The organism is Nocardia aegles, assembly GCF_052545135.1.
This window is the reverse complement of record NZ_JBQWRI010000001.1, coordinates 207,451-226,254: the sequence shown is the minus strand read 5'-3', so window position 1 is coordinate 226,254 and position 18,804 is coordinate 207,451. Positions and strand designations below refer to the sequence as shown.

The window sequence follows — 18,804 nt, the reverse complement described above, 5'->3', positions numbered from 1 at the left end:
GTGTGGCGAGGCATCGTCACTGCCGTGGACCGCTGCAACGCGAACGGCCCCGGACCGCAGTCCAGGGCCGTTCGGCAGCGCAAGGCGTTATCAACCCTTGTGCGCCTTGACCGCCTCGGTCAGCTGCGGGGTGACCTTGAACAGGTCGCCCACGATGCCGTAGTCGGCGATCTCGAAGATCGGCGCCTCTTCGTCCTTGTTGACAGCGACGATGGTCTTCGAGGTCTGCATGCCCGCGCGGTGCTGGATCGCGCCGGAGATGCCGAGGGCGATGTACAGCTGCGGGGAGACCGTCTTACCGGTCTGGCCGACCTGGAACTGGCCCGGGTAGTAGCCGGAGTCGACGGCGGCGCGGGAGGCGCCGACGGCCGCGCCGAGCGAGTCGGCGAGGGCCTCGACCACCGAGAAGTTGTCGGCGGAACCGACACCGCGGCCACCGGAGACCACGATGTTCGCCTCGGTGAGCTCCGGACGGTCACCGGCCACGACCGGCTCGCGCGAGGTCACCTTGACCACGCCCTCTTCCTGCGCGGGCACCTCGACGGTCACCTTCTCGCCCGCTCCGGCCTGCGCCGAGGCTTCGACGGCGCCCGGACGGACCGAGATCACCGGGACATCGCCGGTGGCCTTCGCGTCGACGGTGAAGGCGCCACCGAAGATGGAGTGCACTGCGCTGCCGTCGTTGTTCACTTCGATGACGTCGACCAGCAGGCCGGAGCCGATGCGGGCGGCCAGGCGACCCGACACCTCCTTGCCCTCGGCGGAGGCGGCGACGATGACGGCGGCGGGCGAGACCGACTCGGTCAGCGCGGCCAGCACGTCGACCTTCGGGGTCACCAGGTAGTTCTCCACATCGTCGGACTCGGCGATGTAGATCTTCTCGGCGCCCGCGGCGGCCAGCGCGTCGGCCAGCTTCTCGCCGGTGCCCGCCGTGCCGAGCACGACGGCGGCGGGCTCGCCGAGGGCGCGAGCGGCGGTGAGCAGTTCGGTGCTGACCTTCTTGATCGCACCCTCGGCGTGCTCGACGAGCACGAGTACTTCAGCCATGTGTTTGTCTCCTAGGAAGTCTGCAGCGCTACCGAGATCAGATGATCTTCTGGCCGATCAGGTACTGGGCGATCTTGGTGCCGCCGTCGCCTTCGTCGGCGATCTTCTCGCCCGCGGTGCGCGGCGGCTTCGGCGTGGCGCCGGTGACGACGGAACCCGCGTTGGCGACGCCCACGGTCGACGGGTCGACGCCCAGGTCGGCCAGCGTGAAGGTCTGCACTTCCTTCTTCTTCGCGGCCATGATGCCCTTGAAGGACGGGAAACGCGGCTCGTTGATCTTCTCGGTGACGCTGACGATGGCGGGCAGCGAGGCCTCCAGCTTGAACACGCCGTCGTCGGTCTCGCGCTCGCCGGTGATCTTGTCACCGTCGACGGTCAGCTTGCGCAAGTGCGTCAGCTGCGGCAGGCCCAGGTACTCGGCGATGATCGCGGGCACCGCGCCGGCGCGGCCGTCGGTGGCCTCGTTGCCCGCGATGACCAGCTCGACACCCTCGACCTGGCCGAGCGCGCTGGCCAGCACCCATGCCGTCTGCACGGCGTCGGAGCCGTGGATGGCCGGATCGTTGATGTGGATGGCCTTGTCGGCGCCCATGGACAGCGCCTTGCGGATGGCCTCGGTGGCGCGATCGGGACCGGCGGCCAGCACGGTGACCTCACCGCCCTGGGCCTCCTTGATCAGCAGCGCCTCTTCGACGGCGCGCTCGTTGATCTCGTCGAGGACGGCGTCGGCGGCCTCGCGATCGAGGGTGTAGTCACCATCGGTGAGCTTGCGCTCCGACCAGGTGTCGGGAACCTGCTTGATGAGTACGACGATGTTCGGCATCGGTCTTCGTCGACCTCCTGTTCTGGTTACACGTGTGGGTGGTCGCACGAACTGCGCCGTACGCCCGGGTGGGTGGCTCAGGCCGTGACATTACCTTACGTTAAGTTACCCATCGGTAACTTAGTGGCTTCTCTCTCACATCTGGTTACCACGCACTACAGTGCGCCGTTGCGGCACCCCCTGTCCCGGCGAGTGAAGCCGCCGTTCCGGGCCGACCGGGTGGGATGTGCCCCGCGGACCCGGTGCCAGTAACGTCGGAGCGATGAGCGAGGCTGTGATCCCTGCCGCAGCGGGCGACCCGTCCGGCATCATCGTGGAATCCGAGACCAGCGTCGGCGCCGTCCGATCACTGCCGCTGACCGGCGAGCGCACCGTTCCCGGCATCGCCGAGGAGAACTACTGGTTCCGCAGACACGAGATCGCCTACGCCCGCCTGCTGGACCGCTGCGCCGGAAAGACCGTGCTGGAGGCGGGTAGCGGCGAGGGTTACGGCGCCGACATGATCGCAGGCGTGGCCGCCACGGTGACCGGCGTGGACTACGACACCGGCGCCGTCGAGCACGTGCGCGCGCGCTACCCCCGCGTCGAGATGATCCAGGGCAACCTCGCCGAGCTGCCGCTGGACGACGCCTCGATCGACGTCGTGGTGAATTTCCAAGTGATCGAACACCTTTGGGACCAGTCCCAGTTCCTGCGCGAGTGCCTGCGCGTGCTTCGCCCCGGCGGGGAGCTGCTGATCAGCACCCCCAACCGGATCACCTTCTCGCCCGGTCGCGACACTCCGCTCAACCCGTTCCACACCAGGGAACTCGACGCGACCGAGTTGACCGAACTGCTGGTCGACGCTGGATTCGAGGTTTCGGAGCTGATCGGCGTGCACCACGGACCGGGCCTGAAAGCGTTGGACGCCAAACACGGCGGGTCGTTCATCGACGCCCAGATCGAACGAGCGCTGGCCGGGGAGCCTTGGCCGGCGGAACTCACCGCGGACGTCGCGCGCGTCACGGTGGACGATTTCGAACTGCTCGCCGCGGATATCGACACGAGCCTGGATCTGATCGCCATCGCGGTGAAGCCTTGACCGATCGCGGCAGCGTACCCGGCGGACACGGAGCAAGCCCCGTGCCGGGCCAGTTCACCTTGGTCCTGCATTCCCACCTGCCCTGGCTGGCCCATCACGGTCGCTGGCCGGTCGGCGAGGAATGGCTCTACCAGTCCTGGGCCGCGTCCTACCTGCCCGTCGTCGAGGTGCTGCGAACTCTTGCGGCCGAAGGCCGTTCGCATTTGCTCAGCCTCGGCATCACGCCGGTGCTCGCGGCCCAGCTGGACGACCCGCACTGCCTGGCGGGCATGCACCACTGGCTGGGCAACTGGCAGCTGCGCGCCGACGAAGCCGCCATGGCGGGCAACGTCGCACTCGGCAGGCACGAGCACCGCTTGGCCGCCGCCGCCCTGGCCGAATTCGAGCAGTACTGGCGGCACGGCGCCGCGCCGGTCTGGCGCACGCTCATCGACGCGGAGACCATCGAACTGCTCGGCGGCCCCCTCGCCCACCCCTTCCAGCCGCTGCTGGACCCCCGGCTGCGCCGGTTCCAGCTCGCCGAGGGCCTGGCCGACGCACGGCACCGCTGGGGCCACACGCCGACCGGCATCTGGGCGCCGGAATGCGGATACACCCCCGGCATGGAGGTGGGCTACGCCGCCGCGGGCGTGACGCATTTCATGGTCGACGGGCCCGCGCTACGCGGCGACACCACGCTCGGCCGCCCGGTGCACGACTCCGACGTGATCGCGTTCGGGCGCGATCTGCAGGTGAGTTACCGGGTGTGGTCACCGAAGTCCGGCTATCCCGGCCACGGCGCCTACCGTGACTTTCATCACTACGACCATGCGACGGGTCTCAAACCCGCACGGGTCACCGGCAAGACCGTCGCGGGCCCGGACAAGGCTCCCTACGATCCGGAACCGGCCGCCGCGGCCGTGGTCAGGGACGTGGACGACTTCGTGCGAACGGTGCGCGAGCGGTTGATCTCCGAATCCGAGCGGATCGGCAGGCCCGCCCTGGTCGTCGCCGCGTTCGACACCGAACTGTTCGGCCACTGGTGGCACGAGGGCCCACAGTGGCTGGCGCAGGTGCTGCGCGCGCTGCCGGAGGCAGGCGTCACCGTGGGCACCCTCGCCGACGCCCGAGCGCGCGGCTATCTGGGCGAACCGGTGCCACTGGCCGACTCCTCCTGGGGTTCGGGCAAGGACTGGCGAGTGTGGGCGGGCGAGCAGGTGCGCGACCTGGTCGAACTCAACGACGACATCGTGCGGTTGACCCTGGACACCGTCGACAAGATGCGCGCCGCGCAGGGCGGCACGCCGGGACTTCGCGATCACGTCGCCGATCAACTGCTGCGTGAGGCGATCCTGACCGTCTCCAGTGACTGGGCGTTCATGGTCAGCAAGGATTCCGCCGCGGGCTACGCGCGTGACCGTGCGCACCGCCATGCCCACGCGGTACGGGAAATCGCCGCGGCCGTCGGGGCGGGCCAACTCGCGAAAGCACGGCAGTTGGCGGCAGGATGGGGGGAAGCTGACGGACTCTTCCCCGGCGTGGACGCGCGACGACTCTCCACCGCGGCGTCCATACCCAGCGCAACCGGGGCAGTATCCGCCGCCGCGCCGGGCCCGGATTCCGCCACCGCGGCCCACGGACCGGTTCCGGCGGATCCCGGCCGGGCCGCAGAAGGACGTGCATGAAGATCTTGATGGTGTCGTGGGAGTACCCGCCGGTCGTGGTCGGCGGGCTCGGCAGGCATGTGCATCACCTCGCCGTCGAACTCGCCGCAGCCGGCCATGAGGTGGTCGTCCTGTCCCGGCGCCCCTCCGGCACCGACGCCTCCACCCATCCCACGCACTCCTATATCGCCGACGGTGTGCTGGTCGTCGCGGTCGCCGAGGACCCGCCGGTATTCGACTTCGGCGAGGACATGCTCGCCTGGACGCTGGCCATGGGGCACGCCATGGTGCGCGCGGGCGTCGCACTCGGGAAGCCGGGCATCGGCGACGGCTGGACGCCCGACGTGGTGCACGCGCACGACTGGCTGGTCGCCCACCCCGGCATCGCCCTGGCCGAGTACTACGACGTGCCGCTGGTGTCGACCATCCACGCCACCGAGGCCGGGCGGCACAGCGGCTGGGTCGCGGGCAAGGTCAACAAGCAGGTGCACTCGGTGGAATGGTGGCTCGCCAACGAATCCGACGCGCTGATCACCTGTTCGGCGTCCATGCAGGACGAAGTGGAGCGACTCTACGGTCCGGAGCGGATCCCGATGACGGTGATCCGCAACGGCATCGACGTGGGCGCGTGGACCTTCCGTCCGCGCGCACCGCGTAGCGGGCCGCCGCGGCTGCTGTACGTGGGCAGGCTCGAGTACGAGAAGGGCGTGCAGGACGCGATCGCCGCGCTGCCGCGCATCCGCCGCGCCCACCCCGGCACCACCCTGACCGTCGCCGGCGTCGGCACCCAGTTCGCGTGGTTGCGCGAACGCGCCCGGGTGCACCGCGTCGCCCGCGCGGTGACCTTCGCCGGTCAGCTCGACCACGCGGAACTGCTCGGCTGGCTGCACGGCGCCGACGCGATCGTGCTGCCCAGCCGGTACGAACCTTTCGGCATCGTCGCGTTGGAGGCGGCCGCGGCGGGCACCCCGCTGATCACCTCCACGGCGGGCGGCCTCGGCGAGGCGGTGATCGACGGGGTCACCGGCGCCTCGTTCGCGCCCGCGGACGTCGACGGCCTGGTCGAGGCGGTCCGCGCCACCCTGGACGATCCCGCCGCCGCGCAGCAGCGCGCCTACGCCGCCAGGGAACGGCTCACCGCCGATTTCGCCTGGGACGTGGTGGCGGCGGAGACCGCCCAGGTGTACCAGTCGGCCAAGCGGCGGGTGCGCAATCCGCTGGGCCGCCCGTCCATCGTGGAACGCCCGCTGCCGGAACGCGATCCGACGTAGGCCCCGGCCGCGCTAGGGCGCCAGTTTCTTGACGATGCGCTCGATGGTGAGCCAGGTGCGGGTGGTGATGTCCGTGCCGTACGTCTTCTCCAGCCACGCCATGAAGTTCGGAGTCTTGCCCGGCTGACTGTTGTCGATGACGGCCAGGACGGCGCGGGCGGTCTCGTCGTAGCCGACGACCCGGGTGAGCGGGTCGGGCCGCTCGGGCAGGGTTGCCGGAGGCTCGGCCGGGTCCTTGAGGAACGTGGCGATCAGATACGTGCCGCGTTCATGGGTCAGGCCGTGGAACGGGTCGGTGTCCAGCAGCGCGCGCAGTTCGTCGTGGCTGCGGATGATGGTGCCGCCGCCGATCCCCAGATCCCGGATCAGCGCCCGCTGAATGCGCTCCTCGAGCGCGGGCACGTCGGTCTCCGCGCTGCGGAACACGATATTTCCGCTGGCCAGGACCGAACCGACGCCCTCGAACCCGAGCGATTCGAACACTCCGCGTAACTTCGCGTTACTCATGTTCGGATTGCTCGGCATGATCCCGCGCAACAGGGCGGCGTAGGCAGTCATAGCGCCGAACCTACCCGCCCGCACCGACGGATTCGCGAGGCTGCCTCGCTAAGCGAACCTCCGCCTTCGCTCCGGCCATGCGCGGGCTATTAGGCGTACCTCCGCCTTCGCTCCGGCCATGCGCGGGGCTGAGGACGAACTACGTCCGGCTGCGCCCATTAGGCGTACCTCCGCCTTCGCTGCGGCCATGCGCGGGGTTGAGGGCGGACTACGTCCGGCGGCACCTATTAAGCGGTCTGCGTGGCCCCGTTCTTCTTGCGCGCGATGTCCTCCAGCGCGGCAAGGTATTCGGCGCGCTTCTCGGCGCCCGCCTCCCAGGCCGCCTTGCGGTTCTTCACCACCTTGGCCGGTGCGCCGACGGCGATGCTGTAGTCCGGGATCTCGCCCTTGACCACGGCGTGCGCGCCGAGCACACACCCGCGGCCGACGCGGGTTTCCCGCAGCACGGTCACCTTGGCGGCGATCCAGGTGTCGGGGCCGATGCGCACCGGGCTCTTCACGATCCCCTGGTCCTTGATCGGCACGGTGATGTCGTCCATCTTGTGGTCGAAGTCGCAGATGTAGCACCAATCGGCGACCAGGGTCGATTCCCCGATCTCGATATCGAGGTAGGTGTTGACCACGTTGTCCTTGCCGAACACCACCTTGTCGCCGATGCGCAGCGAACCCTCGTGGCAGCGGATCGCGTTGCCGTCGCCGATGTGCACCCAGCGGCCGATCTCCATGCGGCTCAGTTCCGGCGTGGCGTGGATCTCGACGCGACGGCCGAGGAAGACCATGCCGCGCAACACGATGTGCGGGTTGGCCAAGCGGAACTTGAACAGCCGGTAGTAGCGCACCAGATACCAGGGCGTGTACGCCCGATTCGCGAGCACCCAGCGCAGCGACGCCAACGTCAGAAAACGCGCCTGCTGCGGATCCCGGCGGCGCGATCCCCGCCAGCGCGAGCGCAACGGTGCGCCCCACATGCTCGTCACGAACGGTTCTCCTGTCGTGGTCCTACCGGTCGTCGCCCGCCTCGACGGCGGACGGTTAGAGCCTATCGCCCACCACGAGCGTTGCGACGAGCACCCGTTACCACAACGCGGGACTCGTTCACCCGCGCACCGGCCTCCCGTACAGTGACTCCTGCGCCGGAGGAGGCGCGGATGCGAGCCAACGACGACAGGAGTACGGCAGGTGCGAAGCGGCGGCGTACTGGCTACTTCCATGTGGCGACCGTCCCGGAAACGCGCCGCGGTCGTGCTGGCCGCGGTCGGCGCGCTGACAGTGGCCGGTTGCGGCACCGATTACGACGACATCACCGTCGGCACCGGCAAGGGCTGGACCGCCGCCTACCACGACGGCCGCAACAGCGGCACCGCTCCGGTCACCGGATCGCGGAAGCTCGGGCTGAGCTGGCAGCGGCCGGTCGGCGGACCGATCGCCCAGCCGGTCACGCTGGGGCCCGACAGCCAGCTGTTCGTCACCACGCGGCTACCGAACTGCTCGATCTTCTCCTTTCAAATGGCCACCGGCCGCAAGCGGTTCTGCAACGCTCTGGGCCCGAGCGCGATCTCCGCGCCGTCCGCGGTCGACTGGATGACCAACGTCTACGTCGGCGACGACAGCAGGGTGATCTCCTTCAACTACCTGGGGCAGCCGCGGTGGGCGACGCCCGTGGCCGGAACGCCGGTCTCGGTGCAGTTCACCGGCGACGGCAAACTGCTGACGGTCAGCCAGTCCGGGCAGGTCGACGTACTGTCCAGGCAGACCGGCGACCGGGCGGTTGCGACCGTGCAGTTGCTCGGCGAACCGGACTTCCTCGCGCACCCTGGCCTCGGCTGGCCGGACGCGGGCCAGGGACTCGACGACTGCGCCGTCGGAGGGCCGCAGTGCCCGGTCGCGAACATCTCCGCCATCGACGCCGCCAGCGGCCGTTTCTACGTGACGTTGTGGCAACCGGGGCGGCCCGCCGCGGCTCTCGTGGCGCTGCGCTACACCGGCGCCAAGGTCGCGCGGGAGTGGAGCACCGAACTGCTGCTCGGGGGCAGCGCGACCAGCCCGGCCCTGTCCGCGGACGGCGGCACCGTCTACGTCGGCGACAACAACAACCGCCTGATCGCCCTCGACACCGCCGACGGGCGGACCAAGTGGGTCCACCGGCTGGACTGGACACCGCGCGGCGGCATCTCGGTGTCCAACGACGGCCTGGTCATCCCGTCGGGTGAGGAAGGCTATCTGCTCGCGCTCCGAGACAACGGTGACACCGCCGAAACCGCTTGGGAACGCAAGGATCTCGCACTGCGCGGCGCTGCCGCGCAGACGGCGGGCGATACCGGCTACGTCACCGCGGCGATCGGCGACGGCCTGAACCTGGTCACCTTCGACACGCGAACCGGAGCCACCATCGATTCCGACGTTCTGCCCGGCGCGAAGGGCACGACCACCGGCACATCGGTCGGCGCGGAGGGCGAGGTCGTGGTCGCCACCCGCATCGGCGAGATCTTCGCGTTCAAGCCGGAGTAGACCCGGCGTTCTCACTGGCCGGGGACGTGCCGAGTACGGTTCTCGCCGGAGCGGCCGCGCCCGGATCCGGGATGATGGCCGTCCTGTTTCGACAGCAGGACGATGGTGACGACGAGCCGGTGGGCGGGGCGGTACGGCTCGTCGTCGCCGAACTTCCTACCTAGGGCCCAGTTCCGCCCGGATGGTCATGGGGTGGCACAGAGAAAGACCGTCGCGGTACGCCCGATGCGAGTGATGACCAGCGTGTGCGGTTGGCTGCCACGAGGTTTGAGGCGTGAACGGAGGGCATCGGGGTCGATGTCGACACCCCGGGCGAGGATTTCGAGGGGACCGCAGTCGCGGCGGCGCAGTTCGGCGCGAAGGGCTTTCTCGCGGAAGTCCATGCGGTCGAGGACGCGGAAGCCGCGCACCCCCTCGGGCACCGTGTCGCCGGTGAGATAGGCGATGCGGGGATCGAGTTGCCACAGACCGTGTTTCGCGGCGTAGTGGCGGACGAGACCGGCGCGCACGACCGAGCCGTCCGGGTCGACGATCCACTGCCCCGGTGCGCGCTCGTCGATGGCGTCGGGTTCGGCGTCGGTGATGGTCCAACCGGCGGCCTGGGACGAGAGCACCGTGGCGCGCCGGGTGACGCCGGGCTCGGTGAGTCCCGGCGACCATAGGCACGCCTCGCGGACCGAGCCGTCGAGCGACACCACTTCCACCTCGCCGGGCCACCCGAGCCGGTCGAAATCCAAACCGGGAGCGCATTTCACGGCGAGATCGCGCGCACGATAGGTATCGAGCAGATCCGGCAGCGGCGGTTGCAGTTCGGCAGGGTTGTGGGTGCGGCGGCCGTCGGCGCGCCGGGCCGGATCTGCGATCACGACGGTGCCCATGCTGCACGGTGCCAGCGCATCCGCCTTGGCCAGCAAGACATTGCGATGACCGGACAGATTGCTCGCCGCCATCGCCAGCCGTACATCGTCCAGATCGCTGCCCAGCACAGCGGGACAGTGCGGCGCCAGGGCCGCCAGCTCGGCGCCGATCGAGCAGGTCACGTCGTGCACCGCCCGCCCGGCCAAGCGCGCGGCCCGGTGCCGGGCGACGGCGGTCGGCGTCGCCTGCTGCAGGGCGTCGTCGGTGAACAGCCACTCCCCGGCGTCGGCGAGTTTGGCCGTGGCGCGGCGACGCAACCGGACCGTCTCGACCAGAGCCGCCGCCCGGTCACCGTGGGCACGGCGCACCTGCTCGAGATCCTTCAGCAGGGACGCGGAGGTCAGCGCCAGTCCATCCACCTCCGCCAGCGCGGCCCGCCCGGTCGCGCTATCCAGATACCCGACATCATCGCGGGTGAAGCGATAGGCCACTATCGGCTCCACGCCGGCGGGTGAACCGAGTCGACTCGCGTGAGTCCCGCGAAAGCGATCGTGCCGGTGGCGGTTCGGAAGAATGCCGCCCGGTCACGGCGTTCCCACCGCCACGTGGGTTCGCCCGCACCCGCCACGGCTGCACCGACGGTGCAGCCGTGGTGGTGTGCGATGCGGTCGCGACAGGTATTGCGCGCCACTACTTCCCGGCGGAGCTGGGCTTCACGCCGGTGATCATGGCGTTGTAGAAGAACTGGCGCGGAACCACCCGGCGCATGATGTTCTCGTCGACCCAGCTCAGCCCGAGCCAGGCGCGGTACATCGCCATCCGGTAGCGCCAGGTGAGCTTTTCGGCGGGCACGGCCGCTTCGAACGTGCGCACCGGCCAGCCCCACAGCGCCGCGGCGAACTCTTCCGTCGTGGCCGCCACCTCGACCGCACCCGCCGAGCGCGCCATCGCCTCCAGGGCGCGCGGATCGAAGGTGTGCAGGTCGACGACCGCCTCGAGGGCCGCCGCGCGCGAGGACTCGTCCAGTTCCTCCTGCGGTCGCCGCCAGTCGCTGAGCATCGGCAGCTTGGTCACCGTGGTGGTGGCCTTCCACGTGATGCGTCCCAGCCAGCGGGCGTAGAAGTTGCCTGCCGTGGTCGGCTCGCCCGCGAACACGAAGCGACCACCCGGCTTCAGCACGCGCAGGCACTCCTTCAGCGCCAGTTCGACGTCGGGGATGTGGTGCAGCACGGCGTGGCCGACCACCAGATCGAAGGTGTCGTCGTCGTAGGGGATGGTCTCCGCGTCGGCGACCCGGCCATCCACGTCCAGCCCGAGGTTCTGCGCGTTGCGCAGCGCGACTTTGACCATGCCCGGCGACAGGTCGGTGACCGAGCCCGACTTCGCCACGCCCGCCTGCATCAGGTTCAGTAGGAAGAATCCGGTACCGCAGCCCAGTTCCAGTGCCTTGCCGTAGGGCAGCGGCGCGGGGCCGACGGCCGCGTCGAACCGGCCGCGCGCGTATTCGATACAGCGCTCGTCATAGGAGATCGACCATTTGTCGTCATAGGTCTCGGCTTCCCAGTCGTGGTAGAGCACCTGGGCCAGCTTCGTATCCTCGAGCGCTGCTGCGACCTCTGCCTCGGTGGCATGCGGGTTCGGCGCGGGGTCGTCGGGACGTACCGTCATGGTCGGCAAGCCTACCCAAATCCGCAGTTGACGACTGCTATCGGCCCACGAACTCCGCCGACCCTGGACCGTCGGCCAGATAAGAACCTGTTCCGATCAGCCGATCTTCCGTCGTGAACAGGGCGGACCACTCGCCACGGGCCCGATCGAGACCGTGCGGACCGGCTTCGAAGACCGCTTTGGCGGCGGCCAGCGCGCGGGCGGGACCGCGGGTGAACTGGCGCGCCCACCGCATCGCGGCGGTATACACGTCGTCCGGGGCGACGACTTCGTCGACCAGGCCCAGCGCCTTCGCCTCGTCCGCTTCGACGAAACGACCGGTGTAGACGAGGTCCTTGGCCGCGCCCGGCCCGATCAGCAGGGCGAGCCGCCGGATGCCCGCCAGCGGGATCAGGCCCGTCTTGATCTGTGGCAGGCCGAGTTTGACGTTGTCACCGATGACGCGGCGGTCGGCCCCCAGCGCCAGCTCCAGCCCGCCGCCGAGGCAGTAACCGCTGATCGCCGCGATGGTGGGCTGCCGGATCCGCGCCAGGCAGCCGAGGGCATGCTGCAGGTCGGCCGCCATGGCGGCGGCCTGGGCGCTTCCGAGTCCGAACAGTTCGGCCACGTCGTCGCCCGCGCAGAACACTCGCTCGTCGCCGTAGACGACGACCGCGGCGACTCCTGGGTCCGCGGCGACGGCGTCGGCCGCCTCGGCCAGCTCGCGCACCAGCTGCAAGTTCAGCAGGTTCATCGGAGGGCGGACGATCCGGAGGACGGCCACGCGCCGCGCGGCGTCACCGTCGGTCAGCTCCCGGGTCACGAATTCGGCCATGGAACGCACGCTACCGCCCCACCCAACCGCCGGCGCACACAGCACGAGTGGGCAGCTCCGAAACGGCAGCGGACGGCACTACCCCGAGCACAGCCCCGAGCCGGCCGTGGAGGGCCGGGGATCATCCGCTCCGGCGGTCACGCCCGCTCACGGACGCACAGATCGCTCGAGCCGCCCGGTATCGGGCAGGTCGGCGAAGTAGCGGTGGTTGTCCGGGAAGGACAGCCGCTTCTTGCCGTCCACATCTTCCAGTACCGGCATGATCGGATCGATCGTCCGCGGCGCGGCCAGGATGTCGGCGGTGGAGCCGAATCCACTGAGCGCGTCCAGCTGCGACCAGGTCGGCGGCAGCAGTACGTCGGCCCCCGAACGCCACCGCGCCAGCGCTTGGGCCGGAGTGCGCCACTGCACGTCCGCCGCCTCGGAGGTGGCGCCGTCGGCGAGTTGCCCCTCCGGCAGCACCGCGACGAAGAACCGAGTGTCGTAGCGACGCGGCTCGACGACGGGGGTGATCCAATTCGCCCACGGCCGCAGCAGGTCGGCGCGTAGCACCAGCTTCTCCTCGGCGAGGAAGGACGCCAGCGACAGTTCCCTGCGCTCGAGCCGCGCGCGGGCCTCGCGGTAACCGGTGGTATCGGAGACGACGCTGTCGGCGGTCGGCCCGGCCAGTAGCACACCGCACTCCTCGAACGTCTCCCGGACGGCCGCGCAGACCAGCGCCTTGGCCCTGGTTGCGCTGGTCCCGAATTGTTCGGCCCACCAGGCGGGTTCGGGACCGGCCCACGCGATGTCGGCGGTTCCGTCGGACGGGTCGACCCCACCGCCGGGGAACACGGTCATGCCCGCGGCGAACGCCATGGCGCCGACCCTGCGCTGCAGGAAGATCTCGGGCCCGTCGGCTCCGTCGCGCATCAGCATCACCGTGGACGCGTCCTTCAGCGGCGGTGCCGGTTGTTGAGTGTCTGCCTGTGCTTCTGTCTCACTCACCCTTGCACCTTAATAGGTGCAGCCGGACGTAGTCCGCCCTCAACCCCCGCGCACGGCCCGGGTCAGCGGGTGCGGTGCTTGCCCGCCCGCCGGGAGCGCCGCGCGAAGTAGCGGCCGTCGACTCGATCCAGCGCGATCGATTGGCGGAAGGCGTCGCTGAGGTTCTCGGCGGTGAGCACGTCGGACAGCAGGCCTTGCGCGACCACTTCGCCCTCGTTGAGCAGCAGGCCGTGGGTGAATCCGGGTGGAATCTCCTCCACGTGATGGGTGACCAGCACGATCGCGGGCGCGTCTGGGTCGGCGGCGAGATCGCCGAGTCGCTCCACAAGTTCCTCGCGGCCGCCCAGGTCCAGGCCCGCGGCAGGCTCGTCCAGCAGCAGCAGCTCGGGATCGGTCATCAGCGCGCGGGCGATGAGCACCCGTTTGCGTTCGCCCTCCGACAGCGTTCCGTAGGTGCGGTCGGAGAGATGCTCGGCTCCGAGGCTCTCCAGCATGTCGATCGCGCGATCGGTGTCCACGTCGTCGTAGCGCTCCCGCCAGCGGCCGAGCACCGCGTAGCCCGCGGACACCACCAGATCACTGACCTTCTCGTCGGTCGGGACCCGGCCCGCCACCGCGGCCGACGACAGGCCGATGCGCGGGCGCAGCTCGCTGATATCCACCTTCCCGATCCGCTCCCCGAGCAGATGGGCGATGCCCGCCGTGGGATGCAGCTCGGCGGCGGCCATCCGCAGCAGCGAGGTCTTGCCCGCGCCGTTGGGGCCGAGGACCACCCAGCGTTCGTCGAGCTCGACCTGCCAGGTGACCGGGCCGACGAGGGTATGGCCGGAGCGGCGGACGGTCACGTCGGTGAAATCGATGAGCAGATCGGGATCCGGTTGCGGCACGCGCTCCATCTTGGCCCACGCCAGGGGGCACTTGCCAACGCAGGGCGGGGAAAGCCGATCCGGCGGGTCGGGATCTATGCTGGAATGCCGCCGCGCCGTCGCGCCGCCCAACACGCCCGGGACTCCGTAGCGGAGGTTCACCAGGACCGGGCGGGCACCGCGATCACCGTCATGGAACCCGGAGCCACTTCGGTGAACCCCGCGTCGCGCACGGCGATTGCCGCGCCCTCGGCCACCTGCTCGGCCAGCGCTGCCCAGTGCTGCGCGTCGGCCTCGCGCACCGCGCAGCGGAAGCCGAGTTCCGCCCAGCGCAGCGCGTGCTCCACCGGCAGCGCGCCGGCCAGCAGCATGCTCGCGTGGCCCACCTGCGCGGCGGACTTGCCCAACGTCATTCCGAGCCCGGAGTTCACCCACAGCACCGGCAGTCCGGGATCGGGCGGGCCTGGCTCGTCGTGCTCGAGATCGGTGCCGCCGATCTGCAAACGCTTGATCCGCGGGTCGACCGCACCCACCGGCCCCGGGACCAGCGCCCGCGCCTGCGCGCCGTCGATCGCCACGGTGACGCCCGCGACGTCGCAAGTCGCCTGCCACTGTGCGCCGCGAGCGCGCCGAGCCACCTTGCGGATGCGGGAGCGCTTCCACGCCAGATAGCGTTCCTCCCACTCGCCGCCCGACCCGACTCGCTCGTCCAGGCACAGTGCCACCGCGGCCGACGCGGCGGCGGCGAGCAGCGCACTGCGCGGCGGCGAATCGACCTTGGGCAAATGCAGGACCATCTGCATCGCCTGCACCATGGCCGGGTCGTCCGGATCTGCGCCGCCGCCGTAGCCTCCGGCCAATTCCGCGTGCCGGGCCCGAAACCCTTCGATATCCGATACCGTTGCGCCGCTGATATCTGCCGCGCCGCTGGTATCGCCGTCCTCACGGACTTCGCCGCATTCCGGAATGCTCGTCATCGCTCCACCTCGATCATCGACGAAAACGTCTCGGTCGGCTCCAGGCCCTTCCCACGGAACACGTCGCGGACCGACTCGCCGTACCGCGACCAGCAGGCCCTACGTACCGGCGCAGAAAACCGGGCCGGATGATCAGCCCAGCGGCACCCGGCGCAGCAGGCCGTCCCTGGCGTCGGCGGCCTCGACCTCATGCCGGGTGACTCCGAGGATGAACAGGACAGCGTCCAGATACGGATACGAGAGGGCGGCATCGGCGACCTCACGCAACGCCGGTTTGGCGTTGAAAGCGACACCGAGGCCTGCGGTGTTGAGCATATCGATGTCGTTGGCGCCGTCACCCACCGCGACGGTCTGTTCCATCGGCACCCCGGCGTCGGCGGCGAACTTACGCAGGGCAGTCGCCTTGGCCGCGCGGTCGACGATCTCGCCGACGACGCGGCCGGTCAACTTTCCGTCCACCACTTCCAGGGTGTTCGCCTGCACGAAGTCCAATTCCAGCTCATGCGCGAGCGGTTCGATCACCTGCCGGAAACCGCCCGACACCACGCCGCAGCGGAAACCGATCCGGCGCAGCGTGCGGATGGTGGTGCGGGCGCCGGGGGTCAGCGCGATCCGGTCGGCGACCTCCTCGATCACCGACTCGTCCAGCCCGGCCAGCGTCGCGACCCGCTGCCGCAGCGATTCGGCGAAATCGATCTCCCCGCGCATGGCGGCCTCGGTCACCTTGCGGACCTCGTCCTCCACGCCCGCGTGCGCGGCGAGCATCTCGATGACCTCGCCCTGGATCAGGGTGGAGTCGACGTCGAACACGATCAGCCGCTTACCCCGGCGGGCCAGTCCAGCGCGTTCCACCGCGACGTCCACCCGCTCGGCCACCGCGACCTCGGCCAGCGCGGTGCGCAGCCGCGAATCGGTGTCCGGGCCGGAGTCGGTCGCGGTGACCATCAACTCCATGCCGGTCACCGGATAGTCGGCGATACCGCGGATGGTGTCGATGTTGGCCCCCAACGCGGCCAGTTGCCGCGACACCGCGCTGAACGCGCGCGCCGTGACCGGGCTGCCGAGGATGACCACCGCGTGGGTGGACATCGGCTGCCTGCCGATGTCCGCGTCCACCTCCACGTCGACGTTCATGCCGACGGTGTTCATGGCCTCTTCGAGTTCGTCCTGCAACGCCTCGGCGTCGGTGGGGCAGGTGACCAGAACACCCAGGGTCAACCTGCCGCGGATCACGACCTGCTCCACGTCCAGCAGGCTCACCCGGTGCCGGGACATGGCCGCGAGCAGCACTGACGTCACACCGGGGCGGTCCGGCCCGGTGACGGTGACGAGGACGGTGGTGTCGGCCAACTGATGCGCTCCATGTTCGATGTTCGCCGTCGTTGTGCTGGACGTCGTTGTCGCAACGCACAGTGCGTACTGATCTCCACAAACGAGTGTGCACCCGCTGATCACCTGCGGGTGCACACTCGTCGCGATGAATCCTACGGCGCGGCCGGGCATCGCCCGTCCGGCCCCGCCGAGCAGGCGTCCTACTGCGCCAGGACGTTCGGCTCGTGCAGGTCGGTGGCGTGCTTGCCCGCGCCCCAGCCGACATGCGCCTCGGCGCGCATGCGCTCGACCATGTGCGGGTAGTGCAGCTCGAACGCGGGACGCTCGGAGCGGATGCGCGGCAGCTCGTAGAAGTTGTGCCGCGGCGGCGGGCAGGTGGTGGCCCACTCCAGCGAGTTGCCGTAGCCCCACGGGTCGTCCACGGTGACCACCTCGCCGTAGCGGTAGCTCTTGAAGACGTTCCACAGGAACGGCAGCATCGACGCGCCGAGCACGAAAGCGCCGATCGTGGAGACCGTGTTCAGCGTCGTGAAGCCGTCGCTGGGCAGGTAGTCGGCGTAGCGGCGCGGCATGCCCTCGGCGCCGAGCCAGTGCTGGACCAGGAAGGTGGTGTGGAAGCCGAGGAACGTCGTCCAGAAGTGCCACTTGGCCAGGCGCTCGTCGAGCATCCGCCCGGTCATCTTCGGGAACCAGAAGTAGATGCCCGCGTAGGTGGCGAACACGATGGTGCCGAAGAGCACGTAGTGGAAGTGCGCCACGACGAAGTACGAGTCGGTGACGTGGAAGTCCAGCGGCGGGCTGGCCAGGATGACGCCGGACAGACCACCGAAGAGGAAGGTGACGATGAAGCCGATGGAGAACAGCATCGGCGATTCGAAGGTCAGCTGACCCCGCCACATGGTGCCGATCCAGTTGAAGAACTTCACACCGGTCGGGACCGCGATGAGGAAGGTCATGAACGAGAAGTACGGCAGCAGCACGGCGCCGGTGGCGTACATGTGGTGGGCCCACACCGCGATCGACAGCGCGGCGATACCCAGGGTCGCGTAGACCAGAGTGGTGTAACCGAAGATCGGCTTACGCGAAAAGACCGGGAAGATCTCCGAGACGATGCCGAAGAACGGCAGCGCGATGATGTACACCTCGGGGTGACCGAAGAACCAGAACAGGTGCTGGTAGAGCAGGATGCCGCCGGTCGCGGGGTCGTAGATGTGGCCACCCAGGTGACGGTCGTAGGCCAGGCCGAACAGCGCGGCGGTCAGCAGCGGGAAGGCCAGCAGCACCAGGACGCTGGTCACGGCGATGTTCCAGGTGAAGATCGGCATCCGGAACATGGTCATACCGGGAGCCCGCAGGCAGACCACGGTGGTCAGCATGTTCACGCCACCGAGGATGGTACCGAGACCGGACACCGCCAAGCCCAGGATCCACAGGTCGGTGCCGACGCCGGGCGAGTGCAGGATATCGGTCAGCGGCACGTACGCCGTCCAGCCGAAGTCGGCCGCGCCGCCCGGGGTGATGAAGCCCGCGGTCGCCATGCTGGCGCCGAACGCGTACAGCCAGTAGCTGAAGGCGTTCAAACGCGGGAACGCGACGTCGGGGGCGCCGATCTGCAGCGGAAGGATGATGTTGGCGAAGCCGAACACGATCGCGGTCGCGTAGAACAGCAGCATGATCGTGCCGTGCATGGTGAACAGCTGGTTGAACTGCTCGGTGGAGAGGAACTGCAGGCCCGGCCGGGCCAGCTCACCACGCATCAGCAGGGCCATCAGGCCACCGATGAGGAAGAAGCCCATCGACGTGGTCAGGTACATCACACCCAGGACCTTCGGGTCCGTGGTGGTGACCATCTTGTAGATGAACGAGCCCTTCGGCCCGGTCCGAGCCGGATACGGCCGAGTCGCTTCCAACTGAGGGACTGGCTGGGGCTCTACGGCAGTCACTGATCCTCCTGAAAGGTGCCTTTAGGTCGCTCCGCAGGCTCCGCTGATCGCATCCAACCCGATGTCGGGATAGACGACAGTTCGCTTGCGCTCTCCGAATCGTAAACCCGTCGAGATGGACCGAGCCGAACGGGTCCTACTCTCTGTCGTATTTGTTGGCCGCGACTGCGTCGCGGCGTGTTCGCGGCCCCTTCATGGCTCGCGTCCGAGCGGCCGCCGCTTGCTCCTTCGTCGCGGACGCGGCGGCCACTCGGACGCGAGCCGGGCCGCGAACGGCGGATGCTCGGTCTCGCTCCGCTCGAAAGACGTGGTCGAGGTGCGCTGGGCGCGTAGTCGGCGACCGACCGGCTGGAGGCTCGCGGTATCGGCGCCCGGTGCAGGTGCGCTGGAGGCTCGCGGTATCGGCGCCCGGTGCAGGTGCGCTGGAG

16 protein-coding genes are annotated in these 18,804 nt (G+C 69.4%); 4 read left to right on the top strand and 12 right to left on the bottom strand.

Annotation, left to right across the window (positions count from 1 at the left end; all coding sequences use genetic code 11):
• Nucleotides 1-90: 90 nt before the first annotated feature.
• Both ACT89H_RS01050 and ACT89H_RS01045 read right to left on the bottom strand, forming a co-directional pair.
• Nucleotides 91-1,047, bottom strand: coding sequence for an electron transfer flavoprotein subunit alpha/FixB family protein (locus ACT89H_RS01050; protein WP_445106568.1), 957 nt, complete (start codon nt 1,045-1,047; stop codon nt 91-93).
• 37 nt (nt 1,048-1,084) lie between these two features.
• On the bottom strand, nt 1,085-1,870 hold the full coding sequence (locus tag ACT89H_RS01045) for an electron transfer flavoprotein subunit beta/FixA family protein (protein WP_445106567.1): 786 nt from the start codon (nt 1,868-1,870) through the stop codon (nt 1,085-1,087).
• 262 nt (nt 1,871-2,132) lie between these two features.
• Between ACT89H_RS01045 and ACT89H_RS01040 the strand changes: the two genes are divergently transcribed.
• Genes ACT89H_RS01040 through ACT89H_RS01030 form a run of 3 tightly spaced genes read left to right on the top strand, consistent with a single transcriptional unit; the run spans nt 2,133 to nt 5,865 of the window.
• Nucleotides 2,133-2,951 (top strand): class I SAM-dependent methyltransferase, encoded by an 819-nt coding sequence (locus tag ACT89H_RS01040; RefSeq protein WP_445106566.1) that lies wholly within the window; start codon nt 2,133-2,135, stop codon nt 2,949-2,951.
• Nucleotides 2,952-2,992: 41 nt separating this feature from the next.
• The gene (locus tag ACT89H_RS01035) at nt 2,993-4,615 is read left to right on the top strand and encodes a 1,4-alpha-glucan branching protein domain-containing protein (protein WP_445106565.1); all 1,623 of its coding nucleotides are present in this window, start codon (nt 2,993-2,995) and stop codon (nt 4,613-4,615) included.
• Nucleotides 4,612-5,865, top strand: coding sequence for a glycosyltransferase family 4 protein (locus tag ACT89H_RS01030; protein WP_445106564.1), 1,254 nt, complete (start codon nt 4,612-4,614; stop codon nt 5,863-5,865). Before ACT89H_RS01035 ends, ACT89H_RS01030 begins: the two co-directional genes overlap by 4 nt.
• Nucleotides 5,866-5,877: 12 nt before the next feature.
• On the opposite strand, the gene ACT89H_RS01025 is transcribed toward ACT89H_RS01030, so the two are convergent.
• Together ACT89H_RS01025 and ACT89H_RS01020 are read right to left on the bottom strand one after the other, a co-directional pair.
• The gene (locus ACT89H_RS01025; protein ID WP_445106563.1) at nt 5,878-6,423 is read right to left on the bottom strand and encodes a DUF1697 domain-containing protein; all 546 of its coding nucleotides are present in this window, start codon (nt 6,421-6,423) and stop codon (nt 5,878-5,880) included.
• A gap of 227 nt (nt 6,424-6,650) precedes the next feature.
• Nucleotides 6,651-7,400 carry an acyltransferase gene (locus ACT89H_RS01020; RefSeq protein WP_445106562.1) on the bottom strand — a complete coding sequence of 250 codons (750 nt, stop codon included), beginning with the start codon at nt 7,398-7,400 and terminating at the stop codon, nt 6,651-6,653.
• A 202-nt stretch (nt 7,401-7,602) separates the two neighbouring features.
• On the opposite strand from ACT89H_RS01020, the gene ACT89H_RS01015 reads away from it, so the two are divergent.
• A complete protein-coding gene (locus ACT89H_RS01015) occupies nt 7,603-8,931 on the top strand; it encodes an outer membrane protein assembly factor BamB family protein (protein WP_445106561.1) in 1,329 nt (442 codons plus the stop codon).
• A 185-nt stretch (nt 8,932-9,116) separates the two neighbouring features.
• Here the strand turns inward: ACT89H_RS01015 and ACT89H_RS01010 are convergent, their stop codons facing one another.
• From ACT89H_RS01010 to ctaD, 8 genes are all read right to left on the bottom strand, one after another.
• The gene (locus ACT89H_RS01010) at nt 9,117-10,280 is read right to left on the bottom strand and encodes a THUMP-like domain-containing protein (RefSeq protein ID WP_445106560.1); all 1,164 of its coding nucleotides are present in this window, start codon (nt 10,278-10,280) and stop codon (nt 9,117-9,119) included.
• A 199-nt stretch (nt 10,281-10,479) separates the two neighbouring features.
• Entirely contained in the window at nt 10,480-11,457 is a 978-nt protein-coding gene (locus ACT89H_RS01005; RefSeq protein ID WP_445106559.1) for a class I SAM-dependent methyltransferase, read from the bottom strand.
• A 37-nt stretch (nt 11,458-11,494) separates the two neighbouring features.
• Nucleotides 11,495-12,271 (bottom strand): enoyl-CoA hydratase-related protein, encoded by a 777-nt coding sequence (locus ACT89H_RS01000; protein WP_445106558.1) that lies wholly within the window; start codon nt 12,269-12,271, stop codon nt 11,495-11,497.
• Between the two features lie 147 nt (nt 12,272-12,418).
• Nucleotides 12,419-13,189 carry an NUDIX hydrolase gene (locus ACT89H_RS00995; protein ID WP_445107318.1) on the bottom strand — a complete coding sequence of 257 codons (771 nt, stop codon included), beginning with the start codon at nt 13,187-13,189 and terminating at the stop codon, nt 12,419-12,421.
• A 131-nt stretch (nt 13,190-13,320) separates the two neighbouring features.
• On the bottom strand, nt 13,321-14,154 hold the full coding sequence (locus ACT89H_RS00990; RefSeq protein WP_445106557.1) for an ABC transporter ATP-binding protein: 834 nt from the start codon (nt 14,152-14,154) through the stop codon (nt 13,321-13,323).
• Nucleotides 14,155-14,282: 128 nt separating this feature from the next.
• The gene (locus tag ACT89H_RS00985) at nt 14,283-15,101 is read right to left on the bottom strand and encodes an aminoacyl-tRNA hydrolase (protein ID WP_445106556.1); all 819 of its coding nucleotides are present in this window, start codon (nt 15,099-15,101) and stop codon (nt 14,283-14,285) included.
• Between the two features lie 132 nt (nt 15,102-15,233).
• A complete protein-coding gene (gene serB, locus ACT89H_RS00980) occupies nt 15,234-16,451 on the bottom strand; it encodes a phosphoserine phosphatase SerB (RefSeq protein WP_445106555.1) in 1,218 nt (405 codons plus the stop codon).
• A gap of 182 nt (nt 16,452-16,633) precedes the next feature.
• Nucleotides 16,634-18,376 (bottom strand): aa3-type cytochrome oxidase subunit I, encoded by a 1,743-nt coding sequence (gene ctaD / locus ACT89H_RS00975; RefSeq protein WP_445106554.1) that lies wholly within the window; start codon nt 18,374-18,376, stop codon nt 16,634-16,636.
• Nucleotides 18,377-18,804: the final 428 nt, after the last annotated feature.